Genomic DNA, 15690 nt, shown 5'->3' with positions numbered 1-15690 from the left:
GGATACACAGAAATTCGAACGATCGTAACGAATGATATACGTCCCGCCCCCGCAATGGGTGCCATTACAATCGCGCCCATGTCAGCCGAAGTCCGTTCCCTCTCGCTGCCCGAGCCCGCTGCGCTGGCCCGGGCCATCGCCGCTCGCCTGCCTGCATTCCGGGATATCTCCTGGGTCGGAAGCACCGGCTCGACCAACGCCGACCTGCTGGCGCGCGCACGCGCCGGCGGCGGGGCGCGGCCCTGCCTGCTCGGCGCGCACCTGCAGGAAAGCGGACGCGGCCGCGCCGGCCGCCCCTGGCAAAACCGGGTGGGCGCGGCCCTGATGTTCTCGTGCGCCTTCGACGTGGACCTGCCGCCGTCGCAACTGCCCGCGCTGTCGCCGCTGGCCGGCATGGCTGCCTGCGAAGCGCTGCGCCAACTGGTCGGCCAACCCGCCGGCCTGCTGGTGAAGTGGCCCAACGACGTACAGTGGCACGACGCGAAGCTGGCCGGCGTGCTGGTCGAATCGGTCCGCAACCCGGCCGGCACGGGCCATGCCGTCGTCATCGGCATGGGCCTGAACCTGCATGGCGGCGATGCGCTGTCGCAGGCGCTGCAGCGTTCCGTGGCCGACTGGAATGACGTCGCCGGCCCCGGCGAAAAAGGTCCGGACGCGGCGGCCGACCTGGTCGCCACCGTGGCGCGGGCCTGGCAAGGCGCCGCGCATACGCTGCAGCAGGAGGGCTTTGGCGCCTTCGGCGCGCGCTTCGCCCGGGTCGATGCCCTGGCCGGGCGCCCGGTCAACGTGATCGATCGCGGCGAAATCCTCTACACCGGCGCGGCCAGCGGCGTGGACGATCATGGCCGCTTGCTGGTGCAGGCTGCCGATGGAATGCGGCCCGTCTCCGTCGGCGAAATTTCGATCCGGCCCCAAGCATGATTATCCTCATCGACTCCGGCAACAGCCGCCTCAAAGTCGGCTGGTTTGACCCGGATGCGCCGCAGGCGGCGCGCGAGCCCGCCCCCGTCGCCTTCGACAATCTCGACCTGGACGCGCTGGGCCGCTGGCTGGCCGCCTTGCCCAGGCGCCCGCAACGGGCGCTGGGCGTGAACGTCGCCGGGCTTGCCCGCGGCCAAGCCATTGCCGCCACGCTGCGCGCGGGCGGTTGCGACATCCGGTGGCTGCGGGCCCAGCCCCTGGTCATGGGGCTGCGCAACGGCTATCGCAATCCCGACCAACTGGGCGCCGACCGCTGGGCGTGCATGGTGGGCGTGCTGGCGCGCCAGCCGTCCGTGCACCCGCCGCTGCTGGTGGCCAGTTTCGGCACGGCCACCACGCTGGACACCATCGGGCCCGACAATGTCTTTCCCGGCGGGCTGATCCTGCCCGGCCCCGCCATGATGCGCGGCGCGCTGGCCCACGGCACCGCCCACCTGCCCCTGGCCGACGGCCTGGTGGCCGACTACCCCATCGACACCCATCAGGCCATCGCCAGCGGCATCGCCGCCGCCCAGGCCGGCGCGATCGTGCGGCAATGGCTGGCCGGCCGCCAACGCTACGGCCAGGCGCCGGAGATCTATGTCGCCGGCGGCGGGTGGCCCGAAGTGCGGCAGGAAGCCGAGCGCCTGCTGGCGGTCACCGGCGCCGCCTTCGGCGCCACGCCGCGGCCCACCTACCTCGACAGCCCCGTGCTCGACGGCCTGGCGGCGCTCGCCGCGCACGGCGCGCCAACGGCCTGCCCCCCCACACCCGGCGGATTTCCCATGCGCATCCTGTTCCTCCTGATCGTCGCGGCCAACCTGTGGGTCTATGCGCTGGGCCAGGGCTGGCTGGGCCTGCGTCCCGCCGACGAAGGGCGCGACGCCGCTCGCCTGAACCAGGAAATGAAGGCCGACCAGGTCAAGGTGCTGCGGCCCTGACCGGTTCGAGCCCCTCCCGCCCCCATTGAGGGCTCTCCAACAGCGCCAGGCCTGGCGCTCGCCAGAACTCGGCCGCAGCCCCTGTCTATAATTCTTCGAGAAATTTCCCTATCGCACGGTGATTGGACGGAGTATTTCCTGATCCAACGGGCAGGGGACGGGCAAAATCAATGAAAATCAAGCAGCTGGTTACCCAAACCCTACTGGTCTGTACCGTATCGGCGGTGACCAGTACGGCCGTTATCTATCTGTCGAAGAAAATCGATGCCCGCCGCCAGACCGCTGCCCAGATCGTCGACGCCAGGGAGCGCGCGCTGCTGCACGAATTTGCCAGCAAGGTCACGAATTTCGAGGAATTTCGCTTCGGATACGGACCAGGCCGCCTCTCCTCTCCCTGTCTGGACAAGGCGGTCGAACAAATCCGCGACGCCGGCGGCGACGTACGCGGCGCGTTTGCCGAGTGCAAATCCAGTTTTGCCGCCAAACTCCCGGTCGCGCGCAAAGGCATGAGCGAAGGAGATCTGCTGGCCGCGTTCATCGCCGTCGTCGTCAACCGGCTGGCGCCATACGGTTCGTCCACGGCCTCCACGCCAGCGGAAATCCTGGCCGCCAAGACGCTGAACTGTTCCCAGCACAGCATCATGACCGCCGCGCTGATAGCCCGGTACGTTCCCGACGCCGAAGTCATCGAGAAGGTCGGCCTCGATGGCGGACATATCGGCAATCATGCCTTGGTGTACTACCAAAGCAAGACGGCCCGGATGGTCCTCGACGGCACGTCCGCGATGATCACGTTCGCCAGCATCGACGACATCCTGGCCGGCAAGCTGGTCAGTACTTACGATATCTACGACTTCTTCCAATCGACCGACGAAAGCCTGGAAATCTTCCGCCGGAATGTCCGCGGCGCGTACCGGCTGGGAGCCGTACGGCCCGAACACGTGATTTACCGGGAATCGGTCCCCCTGATGGCCAAGCCGGCGCCATTGCAGGCGAATCCGTCATAGCGCCACAAGGCCGCGCTACGCCAGGTCACCGCGGCGCCAGCCAATCCTCCAGCGCGTCCAGCGTGCGCCGCGTGGCGCCGGCATGCGCGGCGGTCCAGGCGCGCGCGGCCTCGCTCATGGCCTGCCGGCGTGCCGGCTCGGCCAGCAGCTGCAGCGCCCAATCGAGCGCGGTGCGCGCGTCGGGCGCACGCAGCGCCGCCCCCGCCGCAATGGCGTCCCGGGCGGCATCCTTGAAATTGAACGTATGCGGGCCGACGATGACCGGCGTGCCGGCCGCGCAGGCTTCGATCAGGTTCTGCCCGCCCAGCCTGGCGAAGCTGCCCCCCACGATGGCAACATCGGCGGCCGCGTAGTAGAACGGCATCTCGCCCAGGGTATCGCCCAGCAGTACGTCGATATGCGGTCCGGGCTCGCCCGAGCCGGCCGAGCGCCGCGCATAGGCCAGGCCGGCCGCCTGCAACTGGGCGGCCGCCTCGTCGAAACGCTGGGGATGGCGAGGAATCAGCAGGATCAGCGGCCGCGGCGTGGCGGCGCGATGCGCCTGCACGGCGCCGATCGCCTCGATGAACATGGCATCCTCGCCCTCGCGCGTGCTCGCCAGCGCAATCACGGGCCGGCCCGTCGCCCCGGCCCAGGCGTGTCCGACCCGCAATTGCGCCTCGGGCAGCGCCACGTCGAACTTCAGGCTGCCGGTCACCGTGTAGGCATTCGCACCAGCCTGGCACAGGCGCGCGCCATCCTCGTCGGTCTGCGCCAGCACCCGCCCCAGGCCCGCCAGGGCCTCACGCAGCGCCTGGCCCAGCCAGCCGGCCTGGCGCAGCGACGAAGCGGAAAAGCGCGCGCTGACCAGCGCCATCGGCACCCCCTGCGCGCGCGCCGCCGCCAGCAGATTGGGCCAGACTTCCCGCTCTATCAGCAAACCGCAGCGGGGCGCATGGCGCGCCAGGAAGCGCCGCGTCGCGCCAGGAAAATCGTAGGGCAGCCAGGCTTGCTGCAATTGCCCGCGTCCGATCGCCGCGCCGAACAGGCGCTCGCCCTCGGCCCGGCCGGTGGCGGTGGTATGGGTCAACAGGACGGGCAGGCCACGCTCCAGCAGGGCCTGGACCAGCGGCTGCGCCGCGCGCGTCTCGCCCAGGCTGACCGCATGCACCCAGACCGGCGCGGCCAGCGGCGCGGGCGCGCGCGCGCCGGCGCGACCGAAGCGGGCCGGCGCGAACAACTCCCACTGGCCGCCCGCGCGCCGCGCGCGGCGCCACATCCATAGCCAGATCAACGGCGCCAGGCCCCGCAACGCCAGGGTATAGACGCCGCGGCCCATGTCAGGCCGCCGCCAGGGCCTGCTCGACCGAGGCCAGCACGGCCTCGCGCGATGGCGAGGCGCCACGGTCGCCCAGGCTGGCCGTATAGCTGGGCCCCACCAGCGGCGTACGCACCGGCGTCGAGGCACGATAGATGCCGATGGTCGGACGGCCCAGCGCCGCCGACAGATGCGTCAGGCCGCTGTCCAGCCCCACCATCAGGCGGGCGCCGGCCAGCACCTGCGCCACCGACGTCAAATCCATGCGCGGCAGCACTTCCACGCCCTCCATGCCGGCAACCAGCACGCGGGCGCGCTCGGCCTCCTGCTCGTTGCCGGCCAGCAGGCGCAGGGCGCAGCCGGCATCCTGCAGCCGCCGGAATACGGCGCGCCAATCGTCCTCGGGCCACAGTTTGTCGTCGCGGCTGGCCGACGGCATGATCACCGCATAACCCCGGTCGGCCGCCAGGTGCAGCATGCGGCGGCCCGGATCGGCCGGCGCATCGTCGGCCTGCGCGGCCCGGCCGAATGCCTGCAATCCGAAGTCGGGCGATCCCGCGTAGTTGTAGCCAAAGGTCAACGCGGCCAGCTTGCGCTGGCGCACCACGGCCGGCTGCCAGAACTCCACCCGGTGCCGGACGTTGTAAAACAGCGACGCCAACGGTTCGCGCGCGGAGCGCCAGTCCAGGCCGTGGCGCACCCCGCGGGTCTGCCGCACCAGCCAGGCCGATTTCAGCAGCCCCTGCATATCCAGCACGACATCGTAGGACACCGAGCGCAGGCGCTCGGCCAGCGCGCGGCGTTCCTGGCGCACCGGCTCGGACCACCAGGCCTTGCGCCAGCGCCGGTGTGCCACCTTGATCACCTCATTGACCGCCGGATGCCATCTCGGGATATCGGCAAAAGCCTCTTCCGCAACCCAGTCAATCTGGGTATCGGGAACGTATCGGGCGATATCGGAAATAGCAGGCAGCATATGCACCAAATCGCCAAGCGACGAGGTGCGAACGATGAGAATACGATTTGGCATCAATAACCAACGAGATTTGTCAGGAAAATCCCTACGGGATTCGCGGTATTATTGCCGCTTATTTTCGCCCGCTGCTGTCCGGGGCGGCATAAGAAGAATTTCGGCAATTTACCTCAATCCCTCGGCGTTCATGAGCTCACTTCCCATCACCGATCGAAAAATCCGTTTCGGCTTAGTTGGTTGCGGCCGCATTTCCAAGAACCATATCGGCGCGATCGCGCAGCACGGCGACCGCGCCGAGCTGGTCGAAATCTGCGATACCAACCCCGAGGCGCTGCAGGCTGCCGAGGCGGCCACCGGGGCGCGGCCGTTCTCCTCGCTCAGCGACATGCTGGCGCAAGGCAATGCCGACGCGCTGGTGCTGGCCACCCCGTCCGGCCTGCACCCCTGGCAAGCCATCGAAGTGGCCCAGGCCGGTCGCCACGTGGTCAGCGAGAAGCCCATGGCTACCCGCTGGGAAGACGGCAAGCGCATGGTCAAGGCCTGTGACGAAGCCGGGGTGCGCCTGTTCGTGGTCAAGCAGAACCGCCGCAACGCCACCCTGCAACTGGTCAAGAAGGCCATCGAGCAGGGCCGCTTCGGCCGTATCTACATGGTGACGGTCAACGTCTTCTGGACCCGGCCGCAGGAGTATTACGACGCCGCCCGCTGGCGCGGCAAGTGGGAATGGGACGGCGGCGCATTCATGAACCAGGCCAGCCACTACGTGGACCTGCTGGACTGGCTGGTCGGCCCGGTCGAAAGCGTCTACGCCTACACGGCCACGCTGGCGCGCCGCATCGAAGCCGAGGACACCGGCGTGGCGGCGCTGCGCTGGCGCCACGGCGCGATGGGCTCGATCAACGTCACCATGCTGACCTATCCGCAGAACCTGGAAGGCTCCATCACCATTCTCGGTGAAAAGGGGACGGTTCGCGTGGGCGGCGTTGCGGTCAACCGCATCGACGAATGGAAGTTTGCCGAACCGCATCCGGATGACGACAAGATCCGCGAAGCCAATTACGAAACCACGTCGGTCTACGGTTTCGGGCACCCGCTGTACTACGACAATGTCATCAATTGCCTGCGCGGCGACTGCGAACCCGAAACCGACGGCCGCGAAGGCCTGCAATCGCTGGCCCTGCTGACCGCCATCTACCGCTCCGCGCGCGACGGCGTGCGCATCCCCCTGCCGCTGGACTGACGCATGACCACCATCCATCCGACCGCCATTGTCGATGAAGGCGCCCGCATCGGCGCCAACAGCCGCATCTGGCACTGGGTCCACATCTGCGGCGGCGCCGAGATCGGCGCAGGCTGCTCGCTGGGGCAGAACGTCTTCGTCGGCAACCGTGTGCGGATCGGCGACCGCGTGAAAATCCAGAACAACGTGTCGGTGTACGACAACGTTTTCCTGGAGGACGACGTGTTCTGCGGTCCGAGCATGGTGTTCACCAACGTCTACAACCCGCGCGCGGCCATCGAACGCAAGAACGAATACCGCGACACGCTGGTGCGCCAGGGCGCCACGCTGGGCGCCAACTGCACCATCGTCTGCGGCGCGACAGTGGGCCGCTACGCCTTTGTCGGCGCCGGCGCGGTCGTCAACAAGGACGTCCCCGATTTCGCACTGGTGGTCGGTGTGCCGGCGCGCCAGATCGGCTGGATGAGCCGCCACGGCGAACAGCTCGACCTGCCCCTGGCCGGCAACGGCCAGGCGCGCTGCCCCCATACGGGCGACCTTTATATCCTGGAAAACGGCGTCTGCCGACTGGGCGAGTGAGACATGCAATTCATTGACCTGAAAACCCAATACCAAGCGCTGCGCGACACCATCAACCCGCGCATCCAGGCCGTGCTGGACCACGGCCAGTTCATCATGGGCCCGGAAGTCAAGGAACTGGAGGCCGCCTTGTGCGCCTACACCGGCGCCAAGCACTGCATCACCGTGGCCTCGGGCACCGAGGCGCTGCTGATCTCGCTGATGGCGCTGGGCGTGAAGGCCGGCGACGAAGTCATCACCACCTCGTTCACCTTCGTGGCCACCGCTGAAGTCATCGCGCTGCTGGGCGCCAAGCCCGTGTTCGTCGACGTCGAACCGGATACCTGCAACATCAAGGTGTCCGAGATCGAAGCGAAGATCACCCCGCGCACCAAGGCCATCATCCCGGTGTCGCTGTACGGCCAATGCGGCGACATGGACGAAGTCAACGCCGTCGCGGCCAGGCACGGCCTGCCGGTCATCGAAGACGCCGCGCAGAGCTTCGGCGCCACCTACAAGGGCCGCAAGAGCTGCAACCTGTCGACCATCGGCTGCACCAGCTTCTTCCCGAGCAAGCCGCTGGGCTGCTACGGCGACGGCGGCGCGCTGTTCACCAACGACGACGAGCTGGCGCAAGCCATGCGCGAAATCCGCGTGCACGGCCAATCGGGCCGCTACTACCACACCCGCATCGGCGTGGGCGGCCGCATGGACACGCTGCAATGCGCCGTGGTGCTGGGCAAGCTGGAGCGTTTCGATTGGGAAATCGCCCAACGCATCAAGATCGGCGCGCGCTACCAGCAACTGCTGGCCGATTTGCCCGGCGGCGCATGTACCGTAACCGTGCGCCCCGACCGCGACAGCGTCTGGGCCCAGTTCACCGTCATGGTGCCCAACCGCGAAGCCGTCATCGCCCAGCTGAAGGAGGCCGGCATTCCCACCGCCGTGCACTATCCGCGCCCCATCCACGCGCAGCCGGCCTATGAGCAATACGCCGAGGGCGCCGGCGCCACGCCGGTTTCCGACGACCTGGCCGCGCGCGTCATGAGCCTGCCGATGCACCCGGATCTGGACGAAGCCACCCAGGACAAGATCGTCGCCGCGTTGCGCCAGGCCCTGAACTGATTTCGTCATGCCGAAGAAGATACTGACCGTACTGGGCGCTCGCCCGCAATTCATCAAGGCGAGCGTCGTCTCCGCCGCCATTGCCCAGCACCCGGAACTGACGGAAGTCGTGGTCCACACGGGCCAGCATTTCGACGCCAACATGTCCGACGTCTTCTTCGACGAACTGGGCATGCAGACGCCCACCCACCAGCTCGACATCCACGGCGGCGGCCACGGCGACATGACCGGCCGCATGCTGGTCGCGCTCGAACAGGTGATGCAGGCGGAAAAGCCGGACGTGGTGCTGGTCTACGGCGACACCAATTCGACCCTGGCCGGCGCGCTGGCGGCGGTCAAGCTGCATATTCCGGTCGCCCACGTGGAGGCCGGCCTGCGTTCGTTCAACCTGCGCATGCCCGAGGAAGTGAACCGCATCCTGACCGACCGCATTTCGCGCTGGCTGTTCACGCCTACCGACAGCGCCACGCGCCACCTGGCCGCCGAAGGCCAGTCGGGCGAGAAGGTCGTGCAGGTCGGCGATGTCATGTACGACGTCGCGCTGCACCACGGCGCGCGGGTCACCGCCGAAGGCCGGGCCCTGGCGGCCCATGGCCTGAAGCCGGGCGGCTATGTGCTGGCCACGATCCATCGCGCGGAAAATACCGACGACGCGCAACGCCTGACGACCATCGTGCGCGCGCTGCAGGCGTTGGCCGCCGAGCGCCAGGTCGTCTGGCCGCTGCACCCGCGCACGCGGGGCATCCTGGCCCGCCTGGGACTGCTCGACGAGCTGGCGTCCACCGTCACCTTGCTCGAACCGGTCGGCTACCTGGACATGGTGCAGCTGGAGAAATACGCCGCCCTCATCGCCACCGACTCCGGCGGCGTGCAGAAGGAAGCGTTTTTCCATCGCATCCCCTGCGTCACGCTGCGCGACGAAACCGAATGGACCGAGCTGGTCGACGCCGGCTGGAATCGCCTGGCGCCGCCGGTGTCCAGCGCCGTTGTCGCGCAAGCCGTCCAGGACGCGTTGCGCGAACAGCCGCGCGACGTGCAGCCCTACGGCGACGGCCAGGCCGCACGGCGCATCGTGGACGCCCTGGCCGCCCACTGATCCACCGTAGTACACGCACCGCCATGAACATCCTGCTGATCAACCATTACGCAGGCTCGCCCCGCTATGGCATGGAGTTCCGGCCGTATTACTTCGGCCGCGAATGGATCGGGCATGGGCATCAGGTAAAAGTGGCGGCCAGCACGATCTCGCACATCCGGGCGCGCGCCCCCCAGGCAGGCGGCCGGCTGACGCGCGAGAACGTCGATGGCATCGAGTATCTCTGGTATGCCACGTTGCCGTACCAAGGCAACGGCGCGCGCCGCCTGCTCAATATGCTGCAGTTCAGCGCGCGCCTGTATGGGCTGCGCCGCGACCTTGGCGGCTGGCGGCCGGATATCGTCATTGCCTCGTCCACGCATCCCTACGACGTCCTGCCCGCGGCACGCCTGGCCCGCCAGACCGGCGCCCGCCTGGTGTTCGAAGTGCACGACCTGTGGCCGCTGACGCCCAGGCTGCTGGGCGGCTTCAAGGCCTGGCATCCGATGATCGCGTCGATGCAATACGCGGAAGACTACGCGTACCGGCACGCCGACCTGACCGTTTCCATGCTGCCATGCGCCCTGCCCTACATGCGCGAGCGCGGGCTGGACCCGCGGCGGTATGCGCACGTGCCCAACGGCGTGCCGGTAACGGAATACAGTTCGCCCGACTTCGATAACCCCGACTATCTGCGGGTACGCGCGCAGATCCGCCAATTGCGCGAACAATGCGATTTCGTGCTTGCCTACGCCGGCACGCACGGCCACGCCAATGCGCTGGACATGCTGTTGCAGGCGATGGCGCGGCTGCGCGACCAACCCATCGGCCTCTTGCTGCTGGGCGATGGCCCCGACAAACCGGAGCTCAAGCGCCTGGCCGGCCAGCTCGGCCTGCGCCACATCGCCTTCGCCGATCCGGTGCCTCGCCCCGCCGTGCAGGCCGTGATGGCCGACATCGACGCGGCCTATATCGGCCTGAGGCGCAGCCCGCTGTTCCAGTTCGGCGTCAGCCCCAACAAGCTGTTCGACTACATGCTGTCGGCCTGCCCGGTAGTGCAATCGATCGAAAGCGGCAACGATATCGTGGCCGACGCCCGTTGCGGCGTGTCCGTGCCGGCGGAAGATCCGGCCGCCCTGGCCGCGGCCCTGCACGGCCTGCGCGCCCTGCCCGCCGCCGAGCGCCAGGCCATGGGCCGGCGCGGCCGTGACTACGTACTCGCCCGCCACGACTACCCGGTGCTGGCGCAGCAATTCCTCGACGCCGTGCAATCTGTCACGCCACGGCGCGCAGCCTCGCGCTAATCTGCGAGAATTGGCCGGTGCCGCCGGCGGCGCGCCTCTCACTTCTACAGCGATCCAGCACCATGAGCGACTTCCTGCCCTTTGCCCTGCCCGATATCGGCGAGGCCGAAATCCAAGCGGTCACCGAATCCATGCGTTCGGGCTGGCTGACCACCGGCCCCAACGCCCGCGAGTTCGAACGCGAATTCGCGGCCTACATGGGCGCCGACGTGGAGGCCGTGGCCGTCAATTCGGCCACCGCCGGCCTGCACCTGGCCCTGGAAGCCATAGGGGTCGGCCCGGGCGACGAAGTCATCACCACCACCCACACATTCACCGCCAGCGCCGAAGTCGCCCGCTACCTGGGCGCCGAACCGGTCCTGGTCGATATCGACCCGGCCACGCTGTGCATCTCGCCCGCCGCCATCGAACGCGCCATCACGCCGCGCACCCGCGCAATCGTGCCGGTGCACTACGGCGGCCTGTCCTGCGACATGGACAGCATCCTGGAGATCGCCCGCAAGCACGGCCTGAAAGTCATCGAGGACGCCGCCCACGCGCTGCCCGCCTCCTGGCAAGGCCGGCGTATCGGCAGCCTGGAAAGCGACCTGACCGTCTACAGCTTTTACGCCACCAAGACGCTGGCCACCGGCGAAGGGGGCATGGTGGTCACGCGCGACCCCGCCCTCGCCAAGCGCTGCCGTGTCATGCGGCTGCATGGCATCGACCGCGACGCCTTCGATCGCTTCACCTCGAAGAAGCCGGCGTGGTACTACGAAATCGTCGCCCCCGGCTTCAAGTACAACATGACCGACACGGCCGCCGCGATGGGCCGCGTCCAGTTGCAACGCGTGCAGCAAATGCGCGACCGGCGCGCACAGATCGCCGCGGCCTATGACCAGGCCTTCGCCGATCTGCCGCTGACACTGCCCCCCAGCCCTGGCCGCACGCCGGGCGTCGAACGCGCGGCCCACCGCGACGACGACGAGCATTCCTGGCACCTGTACGCCATCCGCATCCATCCGCAGGCGCCGCTCAAGCGCGACGACTTCATCGTGCGCATGACCGAGAACGGCATCGGCTGCAGCGTGCACTACGTGCCGTTGCACCTGCAGCCCTATTGGCGCGACCGATATGGCCTGACGCCTGACATGTACCCCCATTCCCAGGCCGCATTCGAAGGCATGGCCAGCCTGCCGATCTACTCGCGCATGACCGATGCCGATGTACAGCGCGTCATCGCATCGGTACGGCAACTGCTGCACCCATGATCAAACGGCTGTTTGACGTCGTTTGCTCGGGGCTGGGGCTGCTGGCGCTACTGCCGCTGCTCGCCCTGATCGCCATCGCCATCAAGCTGGACAGCCCGGGACCGGTGTTTTTCCGCCAGGAACGCGTCGGCAAGGGCGGCGTGCCATTTCGCATCCACAAGCTGCGCAGCATGAGCGTGCGGCAGGACCCGCAGGCGGGGCAGATCACGGTGGGCGCCGACCCTCGCATAACCCGTGTCGGGAAATGGATCCGCAAGTGGAAACTGGACGAGCTGGTCCAATTGATCGACGTCTTTACCGGCAGCATGAGCCTGGTCGGCCCGCGCCCCGAAGTGCCCCGCTATGTGGTCCTGTATCCGGACGCGTTGCGCAACCTGATCCTTTCGGTGCGCCCCGGAATCACCGATCCCGCGTCGATACGCTTTCGCAACGAAAACGAGATCCTGGGACAATCGAGCGACCCCGAACGTACATACCGCGAAATCATTCTTCCGGAAAAATTGCGTATCCAGGCCGAATATGTCCAAACACGGACATTTTTGGGTGACCTGAAAATCATTGCCCATACCCTGCTGGCCGTTGCCAGATAATCGGAAACTATTTGATACTCTTACTCCACGGGTAAGACACGCCGCTCATTGGAGATTGTGTTAATTTGACTCGCACTCAATGGCGCGCCCCGGCAGTGTCGCGCCTTTGCGCACCAATGCCGCGGCTTTCCCGCCATCCGACTGTCCCCAGGATGCGCCCGGTCGCGCGCATCCGCGATGGTTCGATGATTTATCTTGCTAAGTAACGTACCCTCTCGCCAGTCGCCAGACTTCGCGCAACGCACGCCTGCCAGGGTAGCCTTGCTGGGACCGGCACGTAGCATCCATACCATCCGCTGGGCAAACGGATTGGCCCTGCGCGGCCTGCAGGTACACCTGCTTTCGCTGGAAACGCCCGATCTCTCGCTGTACGACGAGCGCATCGTCCAGTATCGACTTCCCTGGCGCGCTCCGCTGGGTTACTTCCTGGCCGCGCCTCGCCTGCGGGCACTGCTCAAACGCATCGACCCGGATCTGCTCAACGTTCACTATGCGACCGGCTACGGCCTGTTGGCGCGCCGCGCCCGTTTCTCCCCCGTCCTGCTGTCAGCGTGGGGCAGCGACATTTACGAGTTTCCGAACTCCAGTACCTGGCACAAGGCATTGCTGCAGCGCAATCTCGACCATGCGACGGCCCTGGCGGCCACCAGCCACGCCATGCAGCGCGAAATGCGCGGCCTGACGCGGCGCCCGATCTTCGTTACGCCGTTCGGCATCGACGAAGCGCTGTCCCAACCGGCCCAATCCGTCCAGGCGCCGGCCGCGGACGGCCCCATCGTCATAGGCACGGTCAAGGCGCTGGAAACCCACTACGGCATCGACACGCTGATCCAGGCCTTTGCGCTGCTCAGGCAGGCCCTGGCAGCCAGCCAGCCCGGGATGGCCGAGCGCCTGGTGTTGCGCATCTATGGCGCGGGAAGCCAGCTCCAGCGCCTGCGCGCGCAGGCCCAGGCCGCCCATATCGCGAACCAGGTGGAATTCAAGGGACGCATCCCGCACGCCGAGGTGCCCGAAGCCTTGCGCGCCCTGGACGTGTACGTGGCCTTGAGCCGCATGGACAGCTTCGGCGTCGCCATCCTGGAAGCCTGCTCGTGCGCCCTGCCGGTCGTGGTGTCCAATGCCGATGGCCCGGCCGAGGTCGTGGTCGACGGCAAGACGGGCTACATCGTGGCGCGTGAAGACGCCCATGCCGCGGCCGACAGGCTGCAGGAGCTGGTCCTGAACCCGGAGTTGCGTCAACGCCTGGGTGCCGCCGGGCGGGCCCGCGTGCTCAGCGAATACACCTGGAGCAAAAGCCTGGATATGATGCTGGACGCCTACACCGAAACAGCCAGGCTTTATCGTGCGACCCAGCCCGCCTCCGTATGATGACCCTGCTACCCCTGCTGGTCATCGCCAGCTATTCGATCATCCATCTGCTCGAGTATCTGAGCTACTACGCGCGCGTCGCGGGGCGCATGGCGGGCAAGCCCGTCACCGGCTATGCCATCCAGAACGCCACCACCACGGTCACCCGCTTCTTCTACCTGGCCCTGATGCCGCTGCTGGGCTTCCTGGTCGACAAGCAGGTCCCGACCTCGCTCTATCTCCAGATGGGGCTGGCAGCCATGTTTGGCGCGGCGCTGCTGTCCCTGCTGGGTTACTGGCTGCGCTACTCCTGGATCGCGCTGCTCACCAATGCCGTGCGCAAGCGCGCGGGGCAGCCGCCACTGCGCGTTGAAGAAATCCGGACCGCCCTGGAGGCGCCGGCCAGCCTGCCGAAAAAACGCATCGCCCTGCTGGCCGCAATCGTTTTCCTTTGCTATTGCCTGGGCGTATTACTTTCATACTTTTTCGCGCTGGTGTTTCACGAGTATCGAAGTACGATTTCGCAACTGTCAGGATTGATCAACGGCGTTGCGACCGTCCTGCTCACATTTGTCCTGGAGCCCCGCATTGCCGGCATCGTGGACGCGCGTCCGACCCACGACGTCTATCATGCGATCCAGGCCATGCTGAATGGCCGGTTGATCGCAATCGGTTTGCTGGCGCCCGCTCTTTTCTTCGAAGTTTGCATTGGCTTTGTCTAGCGCGCCGACCCGAGCCCTGGCTTGGCCGAACATATCCACGCCACTGGCCTTGTGCGCCGTCGCACTGGGTTTTTCCGGCTCTTCCATCTATGTGCTGGACCCGCTGCGGCCCTTTCATTTCGGCGCCGCGCTGATCCTGGCTCTGATCGCGCTGGACCGGCAATGGCGCCGTGCTGTCCTGGATAGTGCCCTGACCCGCTGGCTGGCAGCGACCGCGGCGGTCCTGCTGATCCAGTTGCTGTGGGTAGAGCATACGGACCGTTATCTGCGTTTTCTGGCCTTCCTGCTGACAGGCGTCTGCTACACCGTGCTGGCCGACGCGCTGGTCCGCCGCCGCGTGGATTTTGCCGAAGGCTTGTACCCCATTGTCCTCTACTGGCTGATCACAGCCGCCATGCCGATCTACGACGCCTGGACCGGCTCGGGCCGCTTCCGGATGAGCTACCCCCTGACCGGCGGCGTCTGGTACAACATCAATGACATGGCCACGGCCCTGGTCTTCGCCAATCTCATCTGGCTCCTGATCAAGCGCAAGCTGTCGTTCCCCCTGTACCTCACCTGTTGGTTCTATGCCCTGGCCATGAACCGCCGCACCATCTTGCTGGCCGCAAGCGTGCTGGGGCTGCTGTATCTGCTGGGCTACGCGCGGCGCCTGAAGCACGGCAACCGGGCGCTGCTGGCCGGCGCGCTGCTTGCGACCTCGGCCGCCGCCCTGGTGCTGCATCATGGCAACTTCCAGTTCGGCACCCTCCCGTCCCTGGCGCCCCGGGCCCAGGTCGGGGCTGGCGCCGTACTGACGCCGGCATCCACCGCGGCCGCCGACGAGACCATCCAATCCGCGCAGGCCGGCGAGGATATGCCTCCCGTGGACGAGATCGGAGTGATTGCCAATAACGGCGACCACTCGACCGCTTATCGGGTCCAGCTATTGCTGGACATGTATGCGCAGATCCGCGACATGCCCTGGTGGCAATGGGCATTCGGCCTGGGGCTGGGACAATTGAACCTGATGTGGCCGGCGACGGACGCCCAATGGGCATCGCCGCATTTCTTTTGGCTCGAAATGTTCTTTCATCTGGGCTTGCTGTGGGTGGCATTCCTCGGCTGGCTGTTGGTGCGCTCGGACAGTACCGGACGCATCTGCCTGATAACCGCGGCGATCGCCGGCATGGCCCCGAGTTCCATGATTTATCTGCAGCCCTTCTGGTTTCTGGTCGGCGTATGCGTGGCCGTCTTGCCACAGAAAAATGGCGCCCCGTCCCGTCCAGCCGCATTTCCGCAGCACGCCAGTCAGTAAAATC

14 protein-coding genes and 1 pseudogene are annotated in these 15690 nt (G+C 67.0%); 13 read left to right on the top strand and 2 right to left on the bottom strand.

Annotated elements, in window-relative coordinates:
• The first annotated feature begins 54 nt into the window (after positions 1–54).
• From LK409_RS21195 to LK409_RS21185, 3 genes and pseudogenes are all read left to right on the top strand, one after another.
• A complete protein-coding gene (locus LK409_RS21195; protein ID WP_010927323.1) occupies positions 55–921 on the top strand; it encodes a biotin--[acetyl-CoA-carboxylase] ligase in 867 nt (288 codons plus the stop codon).
• Positions 918–1718, top strand: a pseudogene (locus LK409_RS21190) (type III pantothenate kinase); the annotation flags it as partial. The gene LK409_RS21195 and the pseudogene LK409_RS21190, both read left to right, overlap by 4 nt.
• 353 nt (positions 1719–2071) lie before the next feature.
• A complete protein-coding gene (locus tag LK409_RS21185; RefSeq protein ID WP_010927322.1) occupies positions 2072–2908 on the top strand; it encodes a hypothetical protein in 837 nt (278 codons plus the stop codon).
• Positions 2909–2933: 25 nt separating this feature from the next.
• Here the strand turns inward: LK409_RS21185 and LK409_RS21180 are convergent, their stop codons facing one another.
• Entirely contained in the window at positions 2934–4226 is a 1293-nt protein-coding gene (locus LK409_RS21180; RefSeq protein WP_010927321.1) for a 3-deoxy-D-manno-octulosonic acid transferase, read from the bottom strand.
• 1 nt (position 4227) lies between these two features.
• On the bottom strand, positions 4228–5235 hold the full coding sequence (gene waaC, locus LK409_RS21175) for a lipopolysaccharide heptosyltransferase I (RefSeq protein ID WP_033447878.1): 1008 nt from the start codon (positions 5233–5235) through the stop codon (positions 4228–4230).
• Positions 5236–5365: 130 nt separating this feature from the next.
• On the opposite strand from waaC, the gene wlbA reads away from it, so the two are divergent.
• The 10 genes from wlbA to LK409_RS21125 all read left to right on the top strand — a co-directional run bounded on the left by wlbA (position 5366) and on the right by LK409_RS21125 (position 15686).
• Positions 5366–6418: an O-antigen biosynthesis protein WlbA gene (gene wlbA, locus LK409_RS21170; protein ID WP_003807115.1), complete on the top strand. Its 1053-nt coding sequence runs from the start codon at positions 5366–5368 to the stop codon at positions 6416–6418.
• A gap of 3 nt (positions 6419–6421) precedes the next feature.
• A complete protein-coding gene (gene wlbB, locus LK409_RS21165; RefSeq protein ID WP_003807114.1) occupies positions 6422–6997 on the top strand; it encodes an O-antigen biosynthesis protein WlbB in 576 nt (191 codons plus the stop codon).
• A gap of 3 nt (positions 6998–7000) precedes the next feature.
• Positions 7001–8101: an O-antigen biosynthesis protein WlbC gene (gene wlbC / locus LK409_RS21160; protein ID WP_003807112.1), complete on the top strand. Its 1101-nt coding sequence runs from the start codon at positions 7001–7003 to the stop codon at positions 8099–8101.
• 7 nt (positions 8102–8108) lie between these two features.
• Positions 8109–9197 carry an O-antigen biosynthesis protein WlbD gene (gene wlbD / locus LK409_RS21155; RefSeq protein ID WP_041937072.1) on the top strand — a complete coding sequence of 363 codons (1089 nt, stop codon included), beginning with the start codon at positions 8109–8111 and terminating at the stop codon, positions 9195–9197.
• 23 nt (positions 9198–9220) lie between these two features.
• On the top strand, positions 9221–10480 hold the full coding sequence (gene wlbE / locus LK409_RS21150) for an O-antigen biosynthesis protein WlbE (RefSeq protein WP_003807109.1): 1260 nt from the start codon (positions 9221–9223) through the stop codon (positions 10478–10480).
• 62 nt (positions 10481–10542) lie between these two features.
• Positions 10543–11730 (top strand): O-antigen biosynthesis aminotransferase WlbF, encoded by a 1188-nt coding sequence (wlbF, locus tag LK409_RS21145; RefSeq protein ID WP_033449698.1) that lies wholly within the window; start codon positions 10543–10545, stop codon positions 11728–11730.
• Positions 11727–12320: an O-antigen biosynthesis protein WlbG gene (gene wlbG, locus LK409_RS21140; protein ID WP_003807105.1), complete on the top strand. Its 594-nt coding sequence runs from the start codon at positions 11727–11729 to the stop codon at positions 12318–12320. Before wlbF ends, wlbG begins: the two co-directional genes overlap by 4 nt.
• Positions 12321–12515: 195 nt before the next feature.
• The gene (gene wlbH, locus LK409_RS21135) at positions 12516–13688 is read left to right on the top strand and encodes an O-antigen biosynthesis protein WlbH (RefSeq protein ID WP_181905650.1); all 1173 of its coding nucleotides are present in this window, start codon (positions 12516–12518) and stop codon (positions 13686–13688) included.
• The gene (wlbI, locus tag LK409_RS21130) at positions 13685–14389 is read left to right on the top strand and encodes an O-antigen biosynthesis protein WlbI (protein ID WP_010927315.1); all 705 of its coding nucleotides are present in this window, start codon (positions 13685–13687) and stop codon (positions 14387–14389) included. The genes wlbH and wlbI overlap by 4 nt, the downstream gene beginning before the upstream one ends.
• Positions 14390–14438: 49 nt before the next feature.
• The gene (locus tag LK409_RS21125; protein ID WP_003807100.1) at positions 14439–15686 is read left to right on the top strand and encodes a hypothetical protein; all 1248 of its coding nucleotides are present in this window, start codon (positions 14439–14441) and stop codon (positions 15684–15686) included.
• The last annotated feature ends 4 nt before the right edge of the window (positions 15687–15690 follow it).

Source organism: Bordetella parapertussis (genome assembly GCF_020735925.1).
GTDB classification, from domain to species: Bacteria; Pseudomonadota; Gammaproteobacteria; order Burkholderiales; family Burkholderiaceae_B; genus Bordetella; species Bordetella pertussis.
Note: the sequence above shows the minus strand (reverse complement) of the source record. Positions and strands in the feature narration are given on the sequence as shown.